Annotated in this window: 19 protein-coding genes; 7 read left to right on the top strand and 12 right to left on the bottom strand. The window is 71.2% G+C overall.

Features of this window, described 5'->3' with window-relative positions:
* From OG556_RS21350 to OG556_RS21320, 7 genes are all read right to left on the bottom strand, one after another.
* Positions 1 to 405, bottom strand: a complete 405-nt coding sequence (locus tag OG556_RS21350; protein ID WP_063349052.1) for a cytidine deaminase — start codon at positions 403 to 405, stop codon at positions 1 to 3.
* The gene (locus OG556_RS21345; RefSeq protein WP_350877261.1) at positions 402 to 1,667 is read right to left on the bottom strand and encodes an ABC transporter permease; all 1,266 of its coding nucleotides are present in this window, start codon (positions 1,665 to 1,667) and stop codon (positions 402 to 404) included. The genes OG556_RS21350 and OG556_RS21345 overlap by 4 nt, the downstream gene beginning before the upstream one ends.
* The gene (locus tag OG556_RS21340; RefSeq protein WP_363580228.1) at positions 1,664 to 2,830 is read right to left on the bottom strand and encodes an ABC transporter permease; all 1,167 of its coding nucleotides are present in this window, start codon (positions 2,828 to 2,830) and stop codon (positions 1,664 to 1,666) included. Before OG556_RS21340 ends, OG556_RS21345 begins: the two co-directional genes overlap by 4 nt.
* 5 nt (positions 2,831 to 2,835) lie before the next feature.
* Positions 2,836 to 4,362, bottom strand: a complete 1,527-nt coding sequence (locus OG556_RS21335; RefSeq protein WP_371522791.1) for an ABC transporter ATP-binding protein — start codon at positions 4,360 to 4,362, stop codon at positions 2,836 to 2,838.
* A gap of 347 nt (positions 4,363 to 4,709) precedes the next feature.
* Positions 4,710 to 5,771, bottom strand: a complete 1,062-nt coding sequence (locus OG556_RS21330) for a BMP family protein (RefSeq protein WP_371518504.1) — start codon at positions 5,769 to 5,771, stop codon at positions 4,710 to 4,712.
* A gap of 453 nt (positions 5,772 to 6,224) precedes the next feature.
* Positions 6,225 to 7,478 (bottom strand): amidohydrolase, encoded by a 1,254-nt coding sequence (locus tag OG556_RS21325; protein ID WP_371518503.1) that lies wholly within the window; start codon positions 7,476 to 7,478, stop codon positions 6,225 to 6,227.
* A gap of 183 nt (positions 7,479 to 7,661) precedes the next feature.
* Complete coding sequence (locus OG556_RS21320) at positions 7,662 to 9,251, bottom strand: methylmalonyl-CoA mutase (protein ID WP_371518502.1); 1,590 nt, start codon at positions 9,249 to 9,251, stop codon at positions 7,662 to 7,664.
* Between the two features lie 140 nt (positions 9,252 to 9,391).
* Here OG556_RS21320 and OG556_RS21315 point away from each other — a divergent pair, with 140 nt between their 5' ends.
* Both OG556_RS21315 and OG556_RS21310 read left to right on the top strand, forming a co-directional pair.
* Positions 9,392 to 10,147 (top strand): SDR family oxidoreductase, encoded by a 756-nt coding sequence (locus tag OG556_RS21315; protein ID WP_371518501.1) that lies wholly within the window; start codon positions 9,392 to 9,394, stop codon positions 10,145 to 10,147.
* 175 nt (positions 10,148 to 10,322) lie between these two features.
* Complete coding sequence (locus tag OG556_RS21310; protein WP_371522789.1) at positions 10,323 to 11,021, top strand: 2-oxo-4-hydroxy-4-carboxy-5-ureidoimidazoline decarboxylase; 699 nt, start codon at positions 10,323 to 10,325, stop codon at positions 11,019 to 11,021.
* 43 nt (positions 11,022 to 11,064) lie between these two features.
* Here the strand turns inward: OG556_RS21310 and OG556_RS21305 are convergent, their stop codons facing one another.
* Entirely contained in the window at positions 11,065 to 11,856 is a 792-nt protein-coding gene (locus tag OG556_RS21305) for a hypothetical protein (protein ID WP_371518500.1), read from the bottom strand.
* 254 nt (positions 11,857 to 12,110) lie between these two features.
* Between OG556_RS21305 and sdhC the strand changes: the two genes are divergently transcribed.
* The 4 genes from sdhC to OG556_RS21285 are packed head-to-tail and all read left to right on the top strand — an operon-like array spanning position 12,111 to position 15,561.
* Positions 12,111 to 12,491 carry a succinate dehydrogenase, cytochrome b556 subunit gene (sdhC, locus tag OG556_RS21300; RefSeq protein WP_063349043.1) on the top strand — a complete coding sequence of 127 codons (381 nt, stop codon included), beginning with the start codon at positions 12,111 to 12,113 and terminating at the stop codon, positions 12,489 to 12,491.
* A gap of 8 nt (positions 12,492 to 12,499) precedes the next feature.
* Positions 12,500 to 12,991, top strand: coding sequence for a succinate dehydrogenase hydrophobic membrane anchor subunit (locus tag OG556_RS21295; protein ID WP_371518499.1), 492 nt, complete (start codon positions 12,500 to 12,502; stop codon positions 12,989 to 12,991).
* Between the two features lie 54 nt (positions 12,992 to 13,045).
* Positions 13,046 to 14,788, top strand: coding sequence for a succinate dehydrogenase flavoprotein subunit (gene sdhA, locus OG556_RS21290; RefSeq protein ID WP_063349041.1), 1,743 nt, complete (start codon positions 13,046 to 13,048; stop codon positions 14,786 to 14,788).
* A complete protein-coding gene (locus OG556_RS21285) occupies positions 14,788 to 15,561 on the top strand; it encodes a succinate dehydrogenase iron-sulfur subunit (RefSeq protein WP_371518497.1) in 774 nt (257 codons plus the stop codon). The genes sdhA and OG556_RS21285 overlap by 1 nt, the downstream gene beginning before the upstream one ends.
* A gap of 66 nt (positions 15,562 to 15,627) precedes the next feature.
* On the opposite strand, the gene OG556_RS21280 is transcribed toward OG556_RS21285, so the two are convergent.
* Positions 15,628 to 17,241: a hypothetical protein gene (locus tag OG556_RS21280; protein WP_371518496.1), complete on the bottom strand. Its 1,614-nt coding sequence runs from the start codon at positions 17,239 to 17,241 to the stop codon at positions 15,628 to 15,630.
* A gap of 91 nt (positions 17,242 to 17,332) precedes the next feature.
* A complete protein-coding gene (locus tag OG556_RS21275; RefSeq protein ID WP_063349038.1) occupies positions 17,333 to 17,590 on the bottom strand; it encodes an SCO4848 family membrane protein in 258 nt (85 codons plus the stop codon).
* 142 nt (positions 17,591 to 17,732) lie between these two features.
* Between OG556_RS21275 and OG556_RS21270 the strand changes: the two genes are divergently transcribed.
* Positions 17,733 to 18,944 carry a D-alanyl-D-alanine carboxypeptidase family protein gene (locus OG556_RS21270; protein WP_371518495.1) on the top strand — a complete coding sequence of 404 codons (1,212 nt, stop codon included), beginning with the start codon at positions 17,733 to 17,735 and terminating at the stop codon, positions 18,942 to 18,944.
* A gap of 34 nt (positions 18,945 to 18,978) precedes the next feature.
* Here the strand turns inward: OG556_RS21270 and OG556_RS21265 are convergent, their stop codons facing one another.
* Both OG556_RS21265 and OG556_RS21260 read right to left on the bottom strand, forming a co-directional pair.
* The gene (locus tag OG556_RS21265; protein ID WP_371518494.1) at positions 18,979 to 19,923 is read right to left on the bottom strand and encodes a YihY/virulence factor BrkB family protein; all 945 of its coding nucleotides are present in this window, start codon (positions 19,921 to 19,923) and stop codon (positions 18,979 to 18,981) included.
* A 54-nt stretch (positions 19,924 to 19,977) separates the two neighbouring features.
* Entirely contained in the window at positions 19,978 to 20,976 is a 999-nt protein-coding gene (locus OG556_RS21260) for a glycosyltransferase family 2 protein (RefSeq protein ID WP_371518493.1), read from the bottom strand.
* Positions 20,977 to 20,981 lie beyond the last annotated feature (5 nt).

Below are 20,981 nucleotides of genomic sequence, written 5' to 3'. Positions count from 1 at the left end.
CTAGAGCCGTTCCGGCCCGAACGCGTCGGGCAGGACCTCACTCATCGGGCGGATCCCGGAGGGCAGCTCGATCAGCAGTTCCGGCCCGCCGTGCTCGTAGAGCAGCTGGCGGCAGCGCCCGCACGGCATCAGCAGTTCGCCCGCGCCGTCGACGCAGGTGAAGGCCGTCAGCCGGCCGCCGCCGGTGGCGTGCAGCGCGGACACCAGCCCGCACTCGGCGCACAGCCCGAGCCCGTACGAGGCGTTCTCGACGTTGCAGCCGGTGACCAGCCGCCCGTCGTCCACCAGCGCGGCCGCGCCGACCGGGAACTTGCTGTACGGGGCGTACGCGTGGGTCATCGCCTCGCGCGCGGCCGCGCGCAGCCGCTCCCAGTCGATCGCGGCCGACGCCGCAGGCGCCGTCACTTGCCCTGGCCCTTGCGGTAGATCTGGCCGTCGGCCTTCGGCATCCGCAGCCGCTGGGAGGCCAGCGAGAGCACCACCAGGGTGATCACGTACGGCGTGGCGACGATCAGCGGGCGCTGCACCTCGTCGGTGAGCGCGTACCAGGCGCCGAGACCGCCGGCGACCACGAAGGAGATCGCCGCACCGGTGAACTTGCGCCGGTACAGCTGCCAGAGCGCGAGCAGCGCCATCGCGATGGCGACGGTCAGGATCAGCACGTGCACCGACTCCGGGTCGCGCAGCTGGAGGCTGTCGGTGAAGCCGAACAGGCCGGCGCCCATGGCGAGGCCGCCCGGCATCCAGTTGCCGAAGATCATCGCGGCGAGGCCGATGAAGCCGCGGCCGAGGGTCTGGCCGTCCTTGTAGAAGTGCGCCGCGACCAGCGAGAGGTACGCACCGCCGAGGCCCGCGAAGGCGCCGGAGGCGATGACCGCGAGGTACTTGTACTTGTAGACGTTGACGCCCAGCGACTCGGCGGCGGTCGGGTTCTCACCGCAGGAGCGCAGCCGCAGGCCGAACACCGTGCGCCAGAGCACGAAGTAGCTGACCACGATCATCGCGCCGGCCACCAGCACGACCACCGAGATGTTGGTGACCAGGCCGCCGACCACGCCGGCCACGTCCGAGACCAGGAACCAGTGGTGCTTCTCGATGTCGGACAGCCACGAGGACAGCCCGGGGACGGTGATGTACGGCAGCGGATCCGCCGGCGGCGACTGGTTCGCACCCGCGCCGACCGCGATGTAGTCCTTGTAGTAGATCCGGTTGACGTACGCGCAGATGCCGGGGATCAGCAGGTTGATGCCGACGCCGGAGACGATGTGGTCGACGCCGAAGGTGACGGTCACGAGCGCGTGCAGCAGACCGCCGAGCGCGCCGCCGAGCATGCCGGCCAGCAGGCCGACCCACGGGTTGACCAGGTAGCCGGCCCAGGCACCGCAGAAGGTGCCGGCGACCATCATGCCTTCGAGGCCGATGTTGACCACGCCGGCCCGCTCGGACCACAGACCGCCCAGACCGGCCATGCCGATCGGCACGGCGGCGCTGAGCGCGGCGGTGATCTGACCGGAGGAGGTCAGCGCGTGGTTGCCGGTGGCCATGCCCACGGCGGAGAACAGGACCAGGGCGCCCGCGATCAGCAGCAGCACCACCGGCCAGGACATCTTGCGCTTCTTGGTGGGCGCGCCCGGCGCCTTCGGACGCGCGGCGGTAGCCGTGCTCATGCGGACACCTCCTTCTTCTCAGTGGCCGCGAGCTGAGCCGCGAGCTGGGCGGCGAGCTGGGCGCCGACCTTCTGCTGCTGGCGCTTCAGGCCGTAGCGGCGCACCAGTTCGTAGGCGACGACGACGCAGATGACGATGGTGCCCTTCATGACGTCGACGATCTCGAAGGGGAAGCCGCCCTGGAGCGGCAGCTGGGAGCCGGTGGTGTCCAGGAAGGCGAACAGCAGGGCCGCGAAGGCCATGCCGATCGGGCTGTTGCGGCCGAGCAGGGCGATCGAGATGCCGAGGAAGCCCAGACCGGGCTGGAAGCTCTGGCCGTAGTAGAACGAGTTCTGCACCAGCTCGGGCATGCCGATCAGACCGGCGATCGCGCCGGAGACCGCCATCGAGATGATCACCATGCGCTTGACGTTCACGCCGGACGCGGTCGCGGCCGACTCCGAGCGGCCGGTGGCGCGCAGGTCGAAGCCGAAGCGGGTGCGGGTCAGCGCGAACTGGAACACCACGCCGACCAGGGCGGCGATGAAGATGAAGCCCCAGAGCGGGCCACCCGCCGTCTCCATCGTGAAGAAGTGGCTGGACTGCGAGATCGGGTCGGTCTGGATCGAGTTGCTGGTGGCGCTCGTCTTCGGCGCGAAGATGCCGGGGACGAGCAGCAGGCCGACGACCGCGATCGAGATCGAGTTCAGCATGATGGTCGAGATGACCTCGCTGACCCCGCGGTAGACCTTCAGCAGACCGGCGATGCTCGCGTACAGGCCGCCGACCAGCATGGCGGTGACCAGCAGCAGCGGGATCTGGATGATCGCCGGCAGGTCGACCTTGGCACCGACGAAGGCCGCGAACAGCGCCGCGACCTTGTACTGGCCCTCGACGCCGATGTTGAACAGGTTCATCCGGAACCCGAAGGCGGCGGCAGCGGCGGCCAGGTAGTACGTGGTGGACCGGTTGAGGATCCCCACTTGGCCGTCCGACTTGCCGGCGTACGTGAGCATCACGTTCCACGCGTCGAACGGGTTCTTGCCCGAAGTCGCCAGCAGGACGGAGCAGATCACGATGGAGAGCACGACCGCGAGCACCGGCGCCGCCAGTGCGAGCACGATCCGCTCACCGCTGATCCGCTGCGCCAGGCTGCGCTTGGCGGCGGTGTTGGGACTGGTCATGTGGGTTACTCCCCCGCCTGCGGGTCGCCGGCGGTGTCGGTGGGGCCGGCGTCGGACTCGGCCTCGGTGCCCTCCACGAGGATCTCGTGGAAGTGCTCGACGGCCTCCGCATCGGACTCGAGGTGGCCGCTGGCGGCACCCGTCATGGCGGTGCCGAGGTCCTCGGCGGTGACGGTGGCCGGGTCGGCGTCGGCGACCAGGCGCCCGCGGTAGATGACCCGGATGGTGTCGGACAGGCCGATCAGCTCGTCCAGGTCCGCGGAGATCAGCAGGACGGCCAGGCCGGCCCGCTGGGCGACCCGGATGTGCTCCCAGATCTGCGCCTGCGCGCCGACGTCCACACCACGGGTGGGGTGCGCGGCGATCAGCAGCTTGGGCTGGTGGCTCATCTCGCGGCCGATGATCAGCTTCTGCTGGTTGCCGCCGGAGAGGGAGGCCGCGGTGACCTCGATGCCCGGGGTGCGGACGTCGTAGTCCTCGACGATCCGCCAGGTGTCCTTGCGGGCGGCGCCCGGGTCGAGCAGGACGCCCTTGGAGTTGGGCGCCTCGGTGACGTGACCGAGGATCCGGTTCTCCCAGAGCGGGGCCTCCAGCAGCAGGCCGTGCTTGTGGCGGTCCTCGGGGATGTAGCCGATGCCGGCCTCGCGCCGGGCCCGGGTGAGCGAGCCGGAGAGGTCCTTGCCGTCCAGGGTGACGGTGCCGCCGTCCAGCGGCAGCATGCCCATGATGGCCTCGACCAGTTCGGCCTGGCCGTTGCCCTCGACGCCGGCGATGCCGAGGATCTCGCCCTTGTGGATGCGCAGCGAGATGTCGTCGAGGACGACGCGCTCGATGCCCTCGGCGTCGGTCTTGGCGATCCGCAGGTCCTTGACGTCGAGCATCTCGGTCGTGGTGACGGTCGACTCGCGGCTCTCCGGGGAGGGCAGCTCGGCGCCGACCATCATCTCGGCCAGCTGACGGGCGGTGACGGCCTTCGGGTCGGCGTCGCCGACCGTGGTGCCGCGCCGGATCACGCTGATCGCGTCGGCCACCGCCAGCACCTCGTGCAGCTTGTGCGAGATGAAGATGACGGTGACGCCCTCGGACTTGAGCTCGCGCAGGTTGTCGAACAGCGCGTCGACCTCCTGCGGGACGAGCACGGCCGTCGGCTCGTCGAGGATCAGGATCTTGGCGCCGCGGTAGAGCACCTTGAGGATCTCGACGCGCTGGCGGTCGGCGACGCCGAGGTCCTCGACCAGGGCGTCCGGGCGCACGCCCAGGCCGTACTGGTCGGAGATCTCCTTGATCTTCGCCTTCGCCTTGGCGCCGATGCCGTGGAGCTTCTCGCCGCCGAGGACGACGTTCTCCCACACGGTGAGGTTGTCGGCCAGCATGAAGTGCTGGTGGACCATGCCGATGCCGCGGGAGATGGCGTCGCCCGGGGTGTTGAACTCGCACGTCTCGCCGTTGATCGCGATGGTGCCCTCGTCCGGCTTCTGCATGCCGTAGAGGATCTTCATCAGCGTCGACTTGCCGGCGCCGTTCTCACCCATGAGGGCGTGCACGGTACCGCTGCGGACGGTGAGGTTGATGTCGTGGTTGGCCACGACACCGGGGAAGCGCTTGGTGATGCCGCGCAGTTCGACGGCCGATGTCGCCGTCCCCGCGCTGGGGGTACCGTCCTCGCGCGGGGGGACGGGGTCGGATGCGGTGATGGCGATCTCCTGGTGGTCTGGAGGCGCGTCGTTGCGCTGGGAGGGCCAAGGGGAAGACGGGGGGACGGGACGGGGCCCGGGGGTACGCGTTGAGCGCACCCTGCCGGGCCCCTCCCGTGATGCTCTGTCGTTCGTCGCGCTGCCGGGCAGGCGGCAGTCGCTGGTGCGTCCGGGACGCGCGGGCCTTACTGGGCCGGCGCGGTCGGGACGGTGGTGGCGCCGGAGGTGATCGCCGTGGTGGCGGCCTTCAGCTTGTCCTGGATGTCGTCGAGCTTGCCGCCGGTGGTGGCGAGCGAGACGCCCTCGGCCTTCAGGTCGAAGAGCTTGATGCCGGTGAACGGCTGGCCCTTCTTGACCGACTCGATGTAGGAGAAGACCGCGTTGTCGACGTTCTTCACCATCGAGGTGAGGATGCTGTTCTTGTACTTCGCCAGGGCCGGCTGGGCGGCCTGGTCGGAGTCGACGCCGATGGCGTAGGCGCCCTGCTTGTTGGCGACGGCCTCGATGGCGCCGTTGCCGGAGGAGCCGGCGGCGGCGTAGATGACGTCCGCGCCCTTGTCGAGCTGGCCCTGCGCGGCCTCCTTGCCCTTGTCGGGCGAGTTGAAGCCGGTGAAGTCCGGAGGCGTGGTCAGGTAGGTGGTCTCGACCTGGATGTTCGCGTCGACGGACTTCACACCCGCCTTGTAACCGGCCTCGAACTTCTTGATCAGCTCGGTCTGCACACCGCCGATGAAGCCGACGTGCTTGGACTTCGACTTGTTCGCGGCGGCGACGCCGGCGAGGTACGAACCCTCCTGCTCGGCGAAGACCAGCGAAGTGACGTTGGACGGCTGGTCCTTGTCGTTCGAGTCGATGATCGCGAACTTGACGTTCGGGTTGTCCTTGGCGACCTTGTCGACCGCCTGCTGGTAGACGAAGCCGACCGCGATGATCGTCTTGTAACCGCCGTCGATCAGGTTCTTGAGGCGGGTCTCCTTGTCAGCCTCGGCCTCACCGGTCTTGGCGTCGGCCTCGGTGACCGCGACGCCGAGGTCGGCCTTGGCCTTGTCGAGACCGCGGGCGGCGGAGTCGTTGAACGACTGGTCGCCACGGCCGCCGATGTCGTAGGCCATACCGACCTTGATCGAGCCGTCGCCCGAACCGGAGGAGGTGTTGCTGTCAGTGCTCTTTGCGCCGCAAGCGGCGAGCGAGGCCATGCCCAGGGAACCCGAGAGCACAACCGCAGCGAGCTTCATTGAACGGCGCAAGGGAGTATCTCCTTCTCACACGCACCTGATTAGCGTGGTCGGACGCCACCGTAACGCGCGTAGAACACGGTTGGGTTACGGGGTGCCGGACCATTCGGGTTGTTATCAAACCGTGGTCTCACGGTCTTCCCAAGGCCCTATTCCCGTGCGCGGACGGTGATCCAAAGCTGGTTTTGCGGCTCAGTCTACGGAACCGTTCGATAACCCCGGATGGCGGTAAACCGGCCGGTCACCGCGATGGGGTGCCGGCCGGTCGCCCGGGGGGTCGCCCTCGGGGGCGTTCACGCGGTGCCCGGGGAGATGGCCGGGGACGGCGTGCGCCGCTCAATCCCGCGGCCCAGTCCTGCTGTTCGGTTTTCGCAGCTCAGTTCGAGACCCGGTCCTGTGGCTCGGTCCTGCCGTTCGGTCTCCGCAGCTCAGTTCGCGACTCAGTCCGCAGCTCGGTCCCGTGACTCAGTCCCGCGGCTCGTCCAGGGCGAGCGCCGCGAACAGCTCCACGCCGATCCCGATCGCGCGCTCGTCGGCGTCGAAGCGGCCCTGGTGCAGGTCGCGGACGGTGGTGTCACCGGGGGTGCGGACGCCGAGCCGGGCCAGCGCGCCCGGGGCGTGCTCCAGGTACCAGGAGAAGTCCTCGCCGCCCAGGCTCTGCTCGGTGCTCTCCACCACCTGCGCGCCCTCCCGGCCGAACCGGTCGGTCATCGCCGCGTCCAGCAGGGCGACCGAGACCGCCTCGTTGACCACCGGCGGCACCCCCCGGTGGTAGTCCAGCGTCCACTTCGCCCGGTAGGTCTCGGCGAGCTTGGCGATCAGCTCGTGCAGCAGGTCGGGCGCCTCGCGCCAGCCGTCCAGCTCCAGGCAGCGGACGGTGCCCTCCAGTTCGGCGTGCTGCGGGATGACGTTGGGCGCGGAGCCGGAGGCGATCCGGCCCCAGACCAGGCTGACGCCCCAGCGCGGGTCCATCCGGCGGGCGAGCGCGCCCGGCAGGTCGGCGGCCATCCGGGCGACCGCGGCCACCAGGTCGGTGGTCAGGTGCGGGCGGGCGGTGTGCCCGCCGGGGCCGTCCAGGTGCAGCACCAGGCGGTCGCAGGCCGAGGTGATCGCCCCGGTGCGCAGGGCGATCCGGCCCACCTCCACCTTGGGGTCGCAGTGCACCGCGAAGATCCGGCCGACGCCGTCCATCCCCCCGGCCTTGATCACGTCCAGCGCACCGCCCGGCAGGACCTCCTCGGCCGGCTGGAACACCAGCCGGACGGGACGGCGCAGTTCGCCGGTGCGGGCGGCCTCGGCCAGCACCAGGGCGGTGCCGAGCACCACCGCGGTGTGCACGTCGTGGCCGCAGGCGTGGGCCCGGCCGGGGACGGTCGAGCGGTACGGCACCCCGGTCTTGGCGTCGTCGATCGGCAGCGCGTCGATGTCGGCGCGGAAGGCCAGGAACTCGGTGCCGGGGGCGGTGCCGGCCGGGACGACGTCGACGATCAGGCCGGTGCCGCCGGGCAGCACCCGCGGGCTCAGGCCGGCCGCCACCAGCCGGTCGCGGAGCAGGCCGGTGGTGCGGAACTCCTGGCGGCCGAGCTCCGGGTGCCGGTGCAGGTCACGGCGGAAGGCGATCAGCTCGGACTCCAGCCCCCGGACCCGGGCGCGCAGTTCGGCGGCGGGGCGTGCGGTGGCCAGAGTGGCGCCCGGCTGAGCGGGCTCAGGACGGTTCATCTCAACAAGGGTAGGCCTGTTGGGGGGATTTGGCCCGACTTCCGGAAAACTAGTCCCCGGATGGGCGCATACCGGCCGAACAGGTGGGTATGACATCTCGTTTCAGCCGCCTTCCCCGGTTGCTTGCCCTGTGCAACGATCACCCGGAGCGGCGGTCACGGCCACCCCCTCATTGACCAGGCGTCAGAAGCGCTCCACCGGGGCGTACACGCCCCACACCTCCCGCAGGGCGTCGCAGACCTCGCCGACGGTGGCCCGCGCGGCCAGCGCCTCCTTCATCGGGTACAGCACGTTCCCCGTCCCCTCCGCGGTGCGGCGCAGCCCGTCCAGCGCCCGGGTGACGGCCCCGCGGTCCCGCCCGGCGCGCAGCCGGGACAGCCGCTCGGCCTGCTGCCGCTCGACCGCCGGATCCACCCGCAGCGGCCGGTACGGCTCCTCGGCGTCCAGCCGGAAGCGGTTGACACCGACCACCGTCCGCTCGCCGGAGTCGGTCTCCTGCTGGATCCGGTAGGCGGTGCGCTCGATCGCGGCCTTCTGGAAGCCCTGCTCGATCGCGGCCACCGCGCCGCCCAGCTCCTCGACCCGGGCCATCAGCGCCAGCGCGGCGGCCTCCACCTCGTCGGTCAGTGACTCGACCGCGTACGAGCCGGCGAACGGGTCGACGGTGGCGGTCACGTCGGTCTCGTGGGCGAGCACCTGCTGGGTCCGCAGGGCGAGCCGGGCGGCCTTCTCGGTGGGCAGCGCGATCGCCTCGTCGAAGCCGTTGGTGTGCAGCGACTGGGTGCCGCCGAACACCGCGGCGAGCGCCTGCACCGAGACCCGGACCAGGTTCAGCTCGGGCTGCTGGGCGGTGAGCTGCACCCCGGCGGTCTGGGTGTGGAAGCGCAGCATCCACGAGCGCGGGTCCTTCGCGCCGAACTCCTCCCGCATCACCCTGGCCCAGATCCGGCGGGCGGCACGGAACTTGGCCACCTCCTCCAGCAGCGTGACCCGGGCCACGAAGAAGAACGAGAGCCGGGGGGCGAAGTCGTCCACCGCCATCCCGGCGGCGATCGCGGTACGGACGTAGGCGATGCCGTTGGCCAGCGTGAAGGCGATCTCCTGCGCCGGATCCGCCCCGGCCTCGGCCATGTGGTAGCCGGAGATGGAGATGGTGTTCCAGCGCGGGATCTCCGCCCGGCAGTACCGGAAGACGTCCGCGACCAGCCGCAGCGAGGGCTGCGGCGGGAAGATGTACGTGCCCCGGGCGATGTACTCCTTCAGCACGTCGTTCTGGACCGTGCCGGTCAGCCGGGCCGGCGCCACCCCCTGGGCCTCGCCGACCAGTTGGTAGAGCAGCAGGAGCAGGGCGGCGGGCGCGTTGATGGTCATCGAGGTGGACACCCCGCCCAGCGGGATGCCGTCGAACAGCACGGCCAGGTCCTCGACGCTGTCGACGGCCACGCCCACCTTGCCCACCTCCCCGGCGGCGAGCGGCGCGTCCGAGTCGTAGCCCATCTGGGTGGGCAGGTCGAAGGCCACCGACAGGCCGGTGCCGCCGCCCGCGATCAGCTGCCGGTAGCGGGCGTTGGACTCGGCGGCGGTGCCGAAGCCCGCGTACTGGCGCATCGTCCACGGCCGCCCTGCGTACATCGTCGGGTAGACGCCCCGGGTGTACGGGTACTCCCCCGGCCGGCCGAGCCTGCTCGCCGGATCCCAGTCGGCCAGCGCCTCCGGGCCGTACAGCGGCTCGATCGGGAAACCTGACTCGGCGCGGCGCGGCTCGGCTGCCATGAGGTCCCTCCACGGGATCGGCGGGGGCATCGGTCGGTCCTCGCAATGTAGGACAGGACCCGGAGCGGGACCGGTCGGCGCGGGCGCGGAGGCGGTTGAGATGATCGGGTGAACGACCGGATGAGCCCCAGGGAGTGGCAATGACCGAGCAGAAGGTGGCCGTGGTCACCGGTGCCAGCAGCGGAATCGGCGCGGCGACCGCCCGCCGGCTGGCGGCCGAGGGCTTCGACGTGGTGCTGACCGCCCGGCGGACCGAGCGGATCGAGGCGCTGGCCAAGGAGATCGTCGACGGGGGCGGTTCGGCCAGGGCGGTCACGCTCGACGTCACCGACCGGGCCGCCGTGGACGCCTTCGCGGCCGAGGTCGGCTGGGTCGACGTACTGGTGAACAACGCCGGCGGGGCGATCGGCGCCGAGACGGTCGAGCACGGCGACCCGGCCGACTGGCGGGCCATGTACGAGGTGAACGTGCTCGGCGTGCTGCACGTGACGCAGGCGCTGCTGCCGGCCCTGCGGGCCACCGGCGACGGCACCGTGCTGGTGCTCTCCTCGACCGCCGCGCTGGCCGCGTACGAGGGCGGCGGCGGCTACGTCGCGGCCAAGCACGCCGCGCACACCATCGCGGCGACGCTGCGCCTGGAGCTGTGCGGGGAGCCGATCCGGGTGATCGAGATCGCCCCCGGCATGGTGAAGTCCGAGGGCTTCGCGGTCACCCGCTTCCGCGGCGACGAGGAGAAGGCCGCGGCCGTGTACGCCGGCGTGGCCGAGCCGCTGACCTCGGAGGACATCGCCGACACCGTGGCCTGGGCGGTCACCCGCCCCCCGCACGTCAACATCGACCTCCTGGTCGTCCGCCCCCGCGCCCAGGCCGCCAACCACAAGGTCCACCGCGGCTGACAGCGGTCGGATCCACCGGCGACCCGGCTACCCCGTACGCCTCTGGCGAGCCTCGCCAGAGGCGCCCTCCTGAGGCGGGGACGCCGGGTCGACAGGTGGCGGATTGACAGATGAATGTGGGGAGGGCGCTGACACGAAGATGTCAACGTCACAACTTGATAGCTCGTCCGGATGAATCCCGCGCGCGCCCTCCCCAACTGATGACGGCTCAACTACCTTTGAGGAGCTGCCCGACCGGCGCCGTGACGCCGCCCGCAGCCCCCATACTTCAGCTGCTTCACCCCACCCCACTTCACCGGCACCTTCCCGCCCTCACGAGGAGGACCCGCTGGCCAGCGACATCCCGCCACAGCGGCTCGATCCAAGCTCCGAGCCGACCCTCCTCGGGCTGCACCGCTTCAACGAAGCCGATGCCGGCGCCGCCGAGGAGGCCCTGCTGGCCTGCTGCGGCAGCCACCGCTGGGCCCTGCGGCTCACCGCGCACCGGCCCTACCCCGACATAGAGTCCCTGCTGGCCGCCGCCAGCGAGGCCTCCTACGACCTCCGCCCGGCCGACCTGGCCGAGGCGCTCGCCGACGAGAGCTGGATGCCGCAACCGCTGCTCGGCATGCGGGCACCGGGCAGCCAGGCCGCGCACACCGCGCTGCGGGCCGCCCACGCCGCGTACGAGGCCAGGTTCGGCCACGTCTTCGTGGTCTGCCTGGAGGGCGTGGCCCCGGAGGAGATGCTCGACACCGTGCTCTCCTCGATCCGCACCCGGCTCGCCAACGACCCGGACGAGGAGCGGCTGATCTCGGCGGACGAGCTCCGCCGGATCTCCCTCACCCGACTGGAGCACCTGGTCGCCACCCATTCGGAGGCCGGGGCTCGCTGAGCCGCCGCCTCCTCCCCCATCCCGCCCACTCCCTCTCCGCCCGCTACTTCTTCTTCGCCTGCGCGGCCCGCAGCTTGGCCACCTGCTGCCGGACGATCACCTCGTCCGGCGCGGCGGCCGGCTCGGCGGCGACCCCGAAGGTGGTGAACACCGCGAGCGCCGGCCCGATCCGGGCCAGCACCGCACGCTGCGAGAGCACCGCGCTCCCCGATTCATTCGTCAGGGTGAATCCGAGCGCGGCGTCCGCTCCCCCGGGGGTGGGCGTGTCCTCACGGTTCAGCCGGTGCCTGGTCCGGATCGGCGCCTTCTTCCCCGGCTTCTCGGCGGGCGGCGCCGGGGCCGTCGAGGTGAACGCGGCACACGGGACGAACAGCTTCTCCAGCTCCGCCTGGAGCGCGGCCGCCCGCCCCGCCCGGTAGCCGAGCAACCCGCCGTACACACCGCCCCTGGGGTCGGCGGCCCGGGCCACGCTCAGGTCCGTCTCCGCGTACGGGTAGCCCGGGGCCGGCGAGGCCGGGGCGGCCCCGGCGCCGGTGGCCGCCGGGGCGGCCGGGGTCACCGCGTCCAGCAGCGGCTGGCAGGCCGGGACGTCCGCGACCTCCCGCCCCGCGCCCGCCCCGGTGTCGCCGTGGCCGGGCGTCATCACCGTCACCGTGTAGCCCGCCCCGAGGTCGGCGTCGGCCACCGCGGCCGCCCGCAGCTCGGCCGCGGACAGCTCGCGGCCGGGCCCGGCGGCCCGGTCCGCGGAGGAGCCGCCGACCGTGGTGCAGCCCGTGGCGAGCAGCAGCAGGGCCGCGAGGGCGGCGGCGGGCGGTCGGGCGGGGCGAAGCGGCACGGGGGCCTCGGCAGGGTGTCGGCGGCGGAGCGGGCCGCCACCGTAACGCAGTCGAGCGGTCACCCAGAGCGACCGAAGTGCCGCTGGTTCCCGTCCGGCTAGGCCAGTCGTGCCTGATTGATCACACCTACGACCCCCGGAGGCGGTTCGCGACGCAGCGTCGATAGGATGCTGGCGGCCGGTGGACCGTACCTGGCCGGGCTGACCGACACCGAAGCCGGCCGAGCCCCCAATCGCTTCCGGAGGGTTTTTCCGTGCCGGCTGGAACGCTGTACCGCGGCCGGGAAGGCATGTGGAGCTGGGTGGCTCATCGAGTCACCGGCGTCCTCATCTTTTTCTTCCTGTTCGCCCATGTCCTGGACACCGCTCTGGTGCGAGTGTCGCCCGAGGCGTACGACACCGTCATTCAGACGTACAAGACTCCTCTCGTGAACCTGATGGAGTACGGCCTGGTGGCCGCCATCCTGTTCCACGCCCTCAACGGCCTGCGGGTCGTCGCCGTGGACTTCTGGTCCAAGGGCCCGAAGTACCAGAAGCAGATGCTCTGGACCGTCGTGGCGGTCTGGGTCGTGCTGATGGCCGGCTCCTTCTACGGGATCCTGCAGCACACGCTGATCTCCTGGTTCGGGAAGTGAGCTGACACATGTCCACGGAATACTCCGACGCACTGGTCGTCCCCTCCGCGCAGGCGCACACCGGCAAGGGCCTCGGCACCGGCAACCCGGCCGACGCGTTCGTCATCGAGCCGCCGCGCAAGCGGACCGAGAAGACCCCGCGCCGCACCCGCACCAACTTCGAGATGCTGGCCTGGCTCTTCATGCGCCTGTCCGGCATCGTCCTCGTGGTCCTGATCCTCGGCCACCTGCTGATCATGCTGGTGCTCGACGGCGGCGTCTCCAAGATCGGCTTCGCCTTCGTGGCCGGCCGCTGGGCCTCGCCGTTCTGGCAGGTCTGGGACCTCACGATGCTCTGGCTCGCCATGCTCCACGGCGCCAACGGCATGCGGCAGGTCATCAACGACTACGCCGAGAAGGACTCGACCCGGCTCTGGCTGAAGGGGCTCATGGGTACCGCCACGGTCTTCACCGTGCTGCTCGGCACCCTGGTGATCTTCACCTTCGACCCCAACATCTGACGACAAAGCATCTAATCGGCAATCGGCAGAGGCCAGAGGCGAGTTAGAACCCCCATGCAGATTCACCAGTACGACACCGTCATCGTCGGCGCCGGCGGCGCCGGCATGCGCGCGGCCATCGAGTCGACGCAGCGCACCCGCACCGCCGTCCTGACCAAGCTCTACCCCACCCGGTCCCACACCGGCGCGGCCCAGGGCGGCATGTGCGCCGCCCTCGCCAACGTCGAGGAGGACAACTGGGAGTGGCACACCTTCGACACGGTCAAGGGTGGTGACTACCTGGTCGACCAGGACGCCGCCGAGATCATGTGCAAGGAGGCCATCGACGCCGTCCTCGACCTGGAGAAGATGGGCCTGCCCTTCTCCCGCACCGAGCAGGGCCGCATCGACCAGCGCCGCTTCGGCGGGCACTCCCGCAACCACGGTGAGGCCCCCGTCCGCCGCTCCTGCTACGCGGCCGACCGCACCGGTCACATGATCCTCCAGACGCTGTTCCAGAACTGCGTCAAGCACGGCGTCGAGTTCTTCAACGAGTTCTACGTCCTCGACCTGCTGATCAACGAGGGCAAGACGGCCGGCGTCGTCGCCTACGAGCTGGCCACCGGCGAGATCCACGTCTTCCAGGCCAAGTCCGTCGTGTTCGCCTCCGGCGGCACCGGCAAGTTCTTCAAGGTCTCCTCCAACGCCCACACCCTCACCGGTGACGGCCAGGCCCTGGTGTACCGCCGCGGCCTGCCGCTGGAGGACATGGAGTTCTTCCAGTTCCACCCGACGGGCATCTGGCGGATGGGCATCCTGCTCACCGAGGGCGCCCGCGGCGAGGGCGGCATCCTGCGCAACAAGGACGGCGAGCGCTTCATGGAGCGCTACGCCCCCGTCATGAAGGACCTCGCGTCCCGTGACGTCTGCTCCCGCGCGATCTACACCGAGATCCGCGAAGGCCGCGGCTGCGGTCCGGACGGCGACCACGTCTACCTGGACCTGACCCACCTGCCGCCGGAGCAGCTGGACGCCAAGCTCCCGGACATCACCGAGTTCGCCCGCACCTACCTCGGCATCGAGCCCTACACGGACCCGATCCCGATCCAGCCCACCGCGCACTACGCCATGGGCGGCATCCCGACCAACGTCGAGGGTGAGGTGCTGCGCAACAACACCGACGTCGTCCCGGGCCTGTACGCGGCCGGCGAGGTCGCCTGCGTGTCCGTGCACGGCGCCAACCGCCTGGGCACCAACTCGCTGCTGGACATCAACGTGTTCGGCCGTCGCGCGGGCATCGCCGCCGCCGACTACGCCAACGTGCACGAGTTCGTCGAGCTGCCCGAGAACCCGGCCGAGAAGGTCCAGGCCCTGGTCGACGGCCTGCGCGAGGCCGCCGGCACCGAGTCCGTGGCGCAGATCCGCAAGGAGCTGCAGGAGACCATGGACGCCAACGCGATGGTGTACCGCACCGGCGCCACCCTGAAGCAGGCGGTCGAGGACATCGCCGCGCTGAAGGAGCGCTACAAGAACGTCTCGATCCAGGACAAGGGCTTCCGGTACAACACGGACCTCCTGGAGGCCGTCGAGCTGGGCAACCTGCTCGACCTGGCCGAGGTGCTGGCCGTCTCCGCGCTGGCCCGCGAGGAGTCGCGCGGCGGCCACTACCGCGAGGACTTCCCGACCCGTGACGACGTGAAGTTCATGCAGCACACCATGGCGTACCAGGAGGTCGCCGCCGACGGCAGCACCTCCATCCGCCTCGACTACAAGCCGGTCGTCACGACCCGCTACCAGCCGATGGAGCGTAAGTACTGATGAGCACTCCTACCGTGGAGAAGCACTCGGCCGCTCTGGACGCGGTCGAGGCGGGCGGCGTCGAGCTGATCACCGTCACCTTCCGGATCCGCCGGTTCAACCCGGAGGAGCACCCGGACCCGGTGTGGGTCGACTACCAGCTGACGCTGGACCCGAAGGAGCGCGTCCTGGACGCGCTCAACAAGATCAAGTGGGAGCAGGACGGCACCCTCACCTACCGCCGTTCCTGCGCGCACGGCATCTGCGGCTCCGACGCCATGCGGATCAACGGCCGCAACCGGCTGGCGTGCAAGACCCTGATCAAGGACGTCAACCCGGAGAAGCCGATCACGATCGAGGCCATCAAGGGCCTCACGGTCCTCAAGGACCTGGTCGTGGACATGGACCCGTTCTTCCAGGCGTACAAGGACGTCATGCCGTTCCTCATCACCAAGGGGAACGACCCGACCCGCGAGCGCCTGCAGTCCGCCGAGGACCGCGAGCGCTTCGACGACACCACCAAGTGCATCCTGTGCGCCGCGTGCACGTCGTCCTGCCCGGTGTTCTGGAACGACGGCCAGTACTTCGGCCCGGCCGCGATCGTGAACGCGCACCGCTTCATCTTCGACTCGCGCGACGAGGGTGCCGAGCAGCGCCTGGAGATCCTCAACGACCGTGAGGGCGTGTGGCGCTGCCGCACCACCTTCAACTGCTCCGAGGCCTGCCCGCGTGGCATCGAGGTCACCAAGGCGATCCAGGAAGTGAAGCGGGCGCTGGTCACCCGCCGCTTCTGATCTCCGCCTGACACGGCGAAGGCCCCCGTCCGATCATCCGATCGGACGGGGGCCTTCGCCGTGGGCTCAGCGCAGCGCGCCGAGGTCCTTCGGGGCGGACCAGCCGCTGAAGGTCACCAGGTGCCGGTCGGCGGTCACGGCCCACAGGTCCGGCGCGCCGTCCCCGTCACCGTCGCCCGAGCTGCCGAGGGTCGGGTAGGCGGCGGTGGTGAAGCCGGTGGCGACCACGTTCGCCTTCGGGTCCGCGAGCGCGGAGAAGTCGAAGGTGCCGTCGGCCTTCTTCGGGACCGGGTAGGCGTGCAGGTCACCGGTGGCCCGGTCGCGCGCCCACAGGGCGAGGTTGCCGGCGGCGTCCGGGCCGGGGGCGATCAGGTCGTAGCCGGCCCAGTCGCCGGTGGTGGTGAGCTTGCGCACCTTCTGGGTGCCGAAGCTGAAGTTGCCACCGGCGTGCAGCCAGAGGTCGCCTCCCTCAAGGGTCACCAGCGACGGGGCGAAGCCGCCGGCCGCCGGACCGAACGCGACGAGCTGGTCCGCCTTCGACCAGTCGGAGGCGTAGTCGGCGGGGCACGCCGCGGCCGCCCCGGTGGCGTCCACGCAGCGGGTCGAACGCTCGGCACCCGTCCAGCTCTGGCCGAAGGAGCCGTAGTCGAAGTTCCGGTACTGGTAGAGGTAGCCGTCGCCCGGCTTGTGGACGAAGAGGTCGTCCGAGGACGGCGCGTGCTGGTTCGACCAGCCCAGGTGGGCCACCTGGAACGGCGCCCAGTTGCCGTCGTACGGCGCGCGGGCGCCCTTGATCACCGTATTCGGCGTCGTGCCGGACGCGTTCACGCTGAGGTACTGCAGGTTGCCCTGCGCGTCGGGCAGCAGGATGTCCGCGGTGCCGTCCCCGTCGACGTCGCCGAGGGTCTTCGGCGGGTTCGGGTTCGACGGGGCGTAGAAGGTGTAGGACGCCCCGCCGACGTTGCCCGCCTTGTCCGTCACCTGGACGTTGAGGATGTTGGTCCCCCAGTCCCGGACCTTGAGGTCGACCGTCACCGTGCCGTCGGCACCCGGCTTGACGGCATCGGACGAGTCGCAGCCGCCGACACCGAGGTTGCTGAAGCCGTACCGGACGCAGTCGACACCGGAGGCCTGCCCGCCGGCCGGGGCCGGGTCGGCGGTCGTGAGGACGAAGGTCCCCCTCTGGCCCGCGTACTTGGTGGCGGTGCCGCCCGCCGGGAAGTCGGGCGAGGAGACCGTGGCGGTCGGGCTCGTGGTGTCCACCCGGAAGTGGCAGTCCGCCGACGGGGCGGAGGTCTGCTGGTCCTGCACGGCCCAGGCGTGCCACGCGTAGCCGTGCCCGTCCACCAGGCCGGGGACGGCGACCTTGGCCTGCAGGCCGTACGCCTGGGCCGTTCCGGTGAAGACCGGGTCCTGGGCGCCCGTGGTCTCGTCCCAGACGCCGAACCGGGCGCCGGTGCCGGTGACCTTGGCGTTGAGCGTCGGGCCGTTCATGGTCCGTCCGACCCAGCTCGGGGCGGTGGTCGAGTCGCAGGCGTCGGTGCGGTACTCGCTGCCCTGGCTGGTGCCGAGGACGGCCGGCGCGGTGTCGGCGGCGAAGGCGCCGGGCGCGGTGAGCAGGCCGGCCGCGATCGCGGCCGCCGTCACGCCGCCGAGTCTGCGGGCATGTCGAAGTGTCATGGAAGTACCCCACCCCTTTGATCGAGAGATCTCGTCACGTGTACGAGCGGTGAGGATCTTTCCAGTGGGGACCGACAGCGGCAACGGAGATTCAGTCGGTGGCCGGGGTGCGGCGGGTGGCGCGGAGGCCGCGCAGGCCGATGGCGCCGACGGCGATGCCGAGGAGGAAGGAGGTGACGGCGAGGAGGAGGTGGATCCAGAAGAAGGCGGTGGGCTGGGAGTGGTCGCCGTTGGTGAAGGCCTGGCCGCCGGAGTCCTTCCAGAGGTTCTTGACGAAGGTGGTCCAGATGATGATCGACCAGACGCCGAAGGCGGTCAGGAACCAGGAGGTGCGGCGGCTGAGCTTCATGGGGGTCCTCGTCGGGGGTGTGGAGGCGGGGTGCGTCCCCCAGTATGCGCGGACCGCCGATCGGCGTAGGGCGGGCCCCTCATACGGAGGACCGGCTCGGTGTGGCGCACAGCGGATGCCCCGGAGTGGGTACGGTCTGCGCGTGTCCACACGTCGTCAGAAATTCGCGCATCTGTTCGTCACGACCGCCGCGGTCCTCCCGGCCCTGTTAGCCGCCCCGGGGGCGGTCGCCGCCCCGCAGGAGCCGCCCCCGGCCGCTTCCGTGGTCGGCGGCGAGCGGCTCGGGCGCTCCGGCGTCCAGGTCTCGCCGTTGGCCGGAGCCCCGGCCCTGCCGAGGGACCTCACCGGCGAGTCCTGGATAGTCTCCGACGCCACGTCGGGCGACGTGCTGGCGGCCAGCAACCCGCATCTGCGGCTCGCCCCGGCCAGCACCCTGAAGATCCTCTTCGCCGACACCGTGCTGCCCAAGTTCGACCGCAGCACGGTGCACAAGGTCGCCGACGAGGAGATCCTCGGGCTCGGTGAGGGCAGCAGCCTGGTCGGCATCAAGGAGAACCTGGAATACCGGGTCGAGGACCTGTGGCGCGGGGTGTTCCTGAGCTCGGGCAACGACGCCGTGCACGTCCTGGCGCACATGAACGGCGGCGTCGAGCAGACCGTCGTCGAGATGCAGTCCCGCGCCGACGCCCTCCAGGCCCGGGACACCCGGGTGATCTCCCCGGACGGCTACGACATGGACGGGCAGCTCTCCTCGGCCTACGACCTGTCGCTGTTCGCCCGGGCCGGCCTGCGCAACCCCGACTTCCGGATGTACTGCGCCACCCGGCAGGCGATGTTCCCGGGCGCGGTGGACAAGAACACCGGCCAGCGCGGCAGTTTCGGGATCGCCAACACGGACCGCCTGCTGGGCAAGTACCCCGGCCTGATCGGCGTGAAGAACGGTTACACCACCAACGCCGGCTCGACCTTCGTCGGCGCCGCCGAACGCAACGGCCGCACCCTGCTGGTGACCGTGATGCACCCGGACGGCTACCAGAAGGTCTACGACGAGACCGCGGCCCTGCTGGACTGGGGCTTCGCGGCGGCCGGCAAGGTGCAGCCGGTCGGCAAGCTGGTCGACGAGCTCCCGCCGGACGGCGAGCCCTCCGGCCAGGCCGGCGGCACCGCCGGCGCGCCCCCGCCGCACTCCACCCCCGCCACCCGGCCCGGCACCGCCCCCACCGCCGCCCCGGCGGCCGCCGAGGACGACGGGCTCGGCCTCGGCGGCTGGCTGGCCGTCGTGCTGGTGACGGCCGCGGCCGGCTACGGGGTGCTGGTCCTGCGGCGCGGCCGCCGCGGGCCCTCCGGCTGGTGACGGCCGGGCCGACGGACGGCCTGACGGCCCGGCCTCAGGGTTTCTCCTGGGGCCGGGCCGCCGCCGTGTCCGCGGCCGCCGCCTCGTCGGCCGCCGCCAGCAGCGCCCGGGCGTGCTCCCGGGTGCGCTCCCGGGCGGCCACCGGATCGGCCATCGCCGTCCAGGCCACGCAGTACATCAGCAGCCGGGAGACGAAGTTGATCCACAGCAGCAGCGCCACCGGCACGCCGAAGGCCCCGTACAGGCTCTTCCCGGCGACGGAGCCGAGGTAGGAGGCGAGCAGGACCTTCAGCAGCTCGAAGCCGACCGCGCCGATCAGCGCGCCCTGCAGCACGTCGCGCCGGCGCTGGCCGCCGATCCCGGGGAACGGCGCCAGCAGGTAGGCGAAGAGCAGCGTGTCGCACGCTATGGCGATGAGCACGCCGACCCCGGTCAGCAGGTAGCCGCTGCGCAGCCCGGTCCAGTCGGCGATCCGCCCGGCCAGCGTCGTCCCGGCGGTGGAGGCGCCCACCGAGATCAGCGACACCACACCGAGGCCGGCCAGCACCGCGCAGTCCCAGCCCTTGCGCAGCACCACGTTGGTGTCATCGTCGGGCAGCTGCCAGACGTCCCGGATCGAGGTGCGCATGGTGTCCACCCAGCCGAGGCCGGAGACCAGCAGCAGCGCCCCGCTGACCAGTCCGACGGCGCCCGCGTTGGCCACCAGGGAGGGCAGGTTGAGCGCCTCCGAGATGCCCGGCAGCTGGTCGGAGATGTGCTTCTGCAGGTCCGCGACCTGGCTGCCGCTGAGCGTCGAGACGGCGATCGCCAGGCCCACCGTGAGCAGCGGGAACAGGGCGAGGAAGCCGAAGAAGGTGACCGCACCGGCCAGCCGGTTGCCCCGGGCCGCGGAGAAGTGCTCGTACACCCGGTACGGGCGGCTGCGCAGCACCCACGTGACGAGCGGGCCGATGACCGGGAGGCGGGTCAGGAAGTCCACCCGACCGGTTATACCGGCCCGTCCTCCGAATGGCCGTCAGGCTCGGCGCAGATTCTAGCGTTTCACCAGCCGGCGGGCCCGGGCGAGGGCGCGGACGGCCTGGTAGGCGCCGTAGCGGCCGTGGCTTAGCAGTTCGGTGCGCACGCCGTCCACGCCGGGCGGCGGGCGGTAGCCGGCCGGCCGGAGCCGGGCGCAGTGGGCGGCGGCGCGGCGGAAGTACTCGCGGCGGTCGCCGGGCGGGATCCGGCCGGGCTTGGAGACGACGGTGTTGAGGTGGTGCAGCATCCGGCCGTAGACGACCGGGCGCCAGTGGTCGAGGTCGGGACGGCGGTCCAGGAAGGCGAAGACCAGGTCGTACTGGGCGAAGACGTCGAAGTGCTTGCGGCTGGCGGTGGCCAGGATGTTGCCGCCCTCCTGGCGCTGGCGGTAGTGCACGCCGACCTCGTCGAGCAGGGTGATCCGGGCCGCGGCGAGCAGCGCCGGGTACGTCCAGGGGGTGTCCTCGTAGTAGCCGGCCGGGAAGACCAGCTGCTGGGCGGTGACGAAGTCGCGGCGGTAGGCCTTGTTCCAGACCACCTGGAGCAGGTCGAGCAGGTCGGGGCGGGCGGCGAGGTCGAAGACGTCCGGGGAGGCGGCGCCGAACACGTGGGCGGAGGCGGCCCGGGTGGTCCGGCCGTCGGCGTAGGTGCGGGCGTAGTCGTAGACCAGGACGTCCGGGTCGCCGGTGGCGGCGAGCCGGTCGTCGACGCTCTTGAGCAGCTGGGGGGTGAGCGTGTCGTCGCTGTCGAGGAAGACCACGTACTCCCCGGTGGCGACCTCCAGGCCGGCGTTGCGGGCCCGGCCGAGGCCGACGTTCTCGGGCAGGTGCAGCACCCGGATCCGCGGGTCGGCGGCGGCGGCCTCGTCGAGCATCCGACCGCAGCCGTCCGGGGAGCGGTCGTCCACCGCGATCAGTTCGAGGTCGGGGCCGCCCTGGCCGAGCACCGAGTCGAGGCACTCGACGAGGTAGTCCTCGACCTGGTACACGGGAACGATCACGCTGAAGCGGGGCACGGGCC

Origin of the sequence: Kitasatospora sp. NBC_01300, from assembly GCF_041435235.1 — a bacterium.
Taxonomy (GTDB): domain Bacteria; phylum Actinomycetota; class Actinomycetes; order Streptomycetales; family Streptomycetaceae; genus Kitasatospora.
This window is presented reverse-complemented; position numbering and strand designations above follow the sequence as displayed.

Coding starts and splice junctions, on each gene's coding strand:
- OG556_RS21315 (WP_371518501.1), top strand. CDS start 9,392: ATGACCGAGCAGAAGGTGGCCGTGGTCACCGGTGCCAGCAGCGGAATC.
- OG556_RS21345 (WP_350877261.1), bottom strand. CDS start 1,667: ATGAGCACGGCTACCGCCGCGCGTCCGAAGGCGCCGGGCGCGCCCACC.
- OG556_RS21275 (WP_063349038.1), bottom strand. CDS start 17,590: ATGAAGCTCAGCCGCCGCACCTCCTGGTTCCTGACCGCCTTCGGCGTC.
- OG556_RS21320 (WP_371518502.1), bottom strand. CDS start 9,251: ATGGCAGCCGAGCCGCGCCGCGCCGAGTCAGGTTTCCCGATCGAGCCG.
- OG556_RS21340 (WP_363580228.1), bottom strand. CDS start 2,830: ATGACCAGTCCCAACACCGCCGCCAAGCGCAGCCTGGCGCAGCGGATC.
- OG556_RS21285 (WP_371518497.1), top strand. CDS start 14,788: ATGAGCACTCCTACCGTGGAGAAGCACTCGGCCGCTCTGGACGCGGTC.
- OG556_RS21295 (WP_371518499.1), top strand. CDS start 12,500: ATGTCCACGGAATACTCCGACGCACTGGTCGTCCCCTCCGCGCAGGCG.
- OG556_RS21325 (WP_371518503.1), bottom strand. CDS start 7,478: ATGAACCGTCCTGAGCCCGCTCAGCCGGGCGCCACTCTGGCCACCGCA.
- sdhA (WP_063349041.1), top strand. CDS start 13,046: ATGCAGATTCACCAGTACGACACCGTCATCGTCGGCGCCGGCGGCGCC.
- OG556_RS21335 (WP_371522791.1), bottom strand. CDS start 4,362: ATGGGTGAGAACGGCGCCGGCAAGTCGACGCTGATGAAGATCCTCTAC.
- OG556_RS21280 (WP_371518496.1), bottom strand. CDS start 17,241: ATGACACTTCGACATGCCCGCAGACTCGGCGGCGTGACGGCGGCCGCG.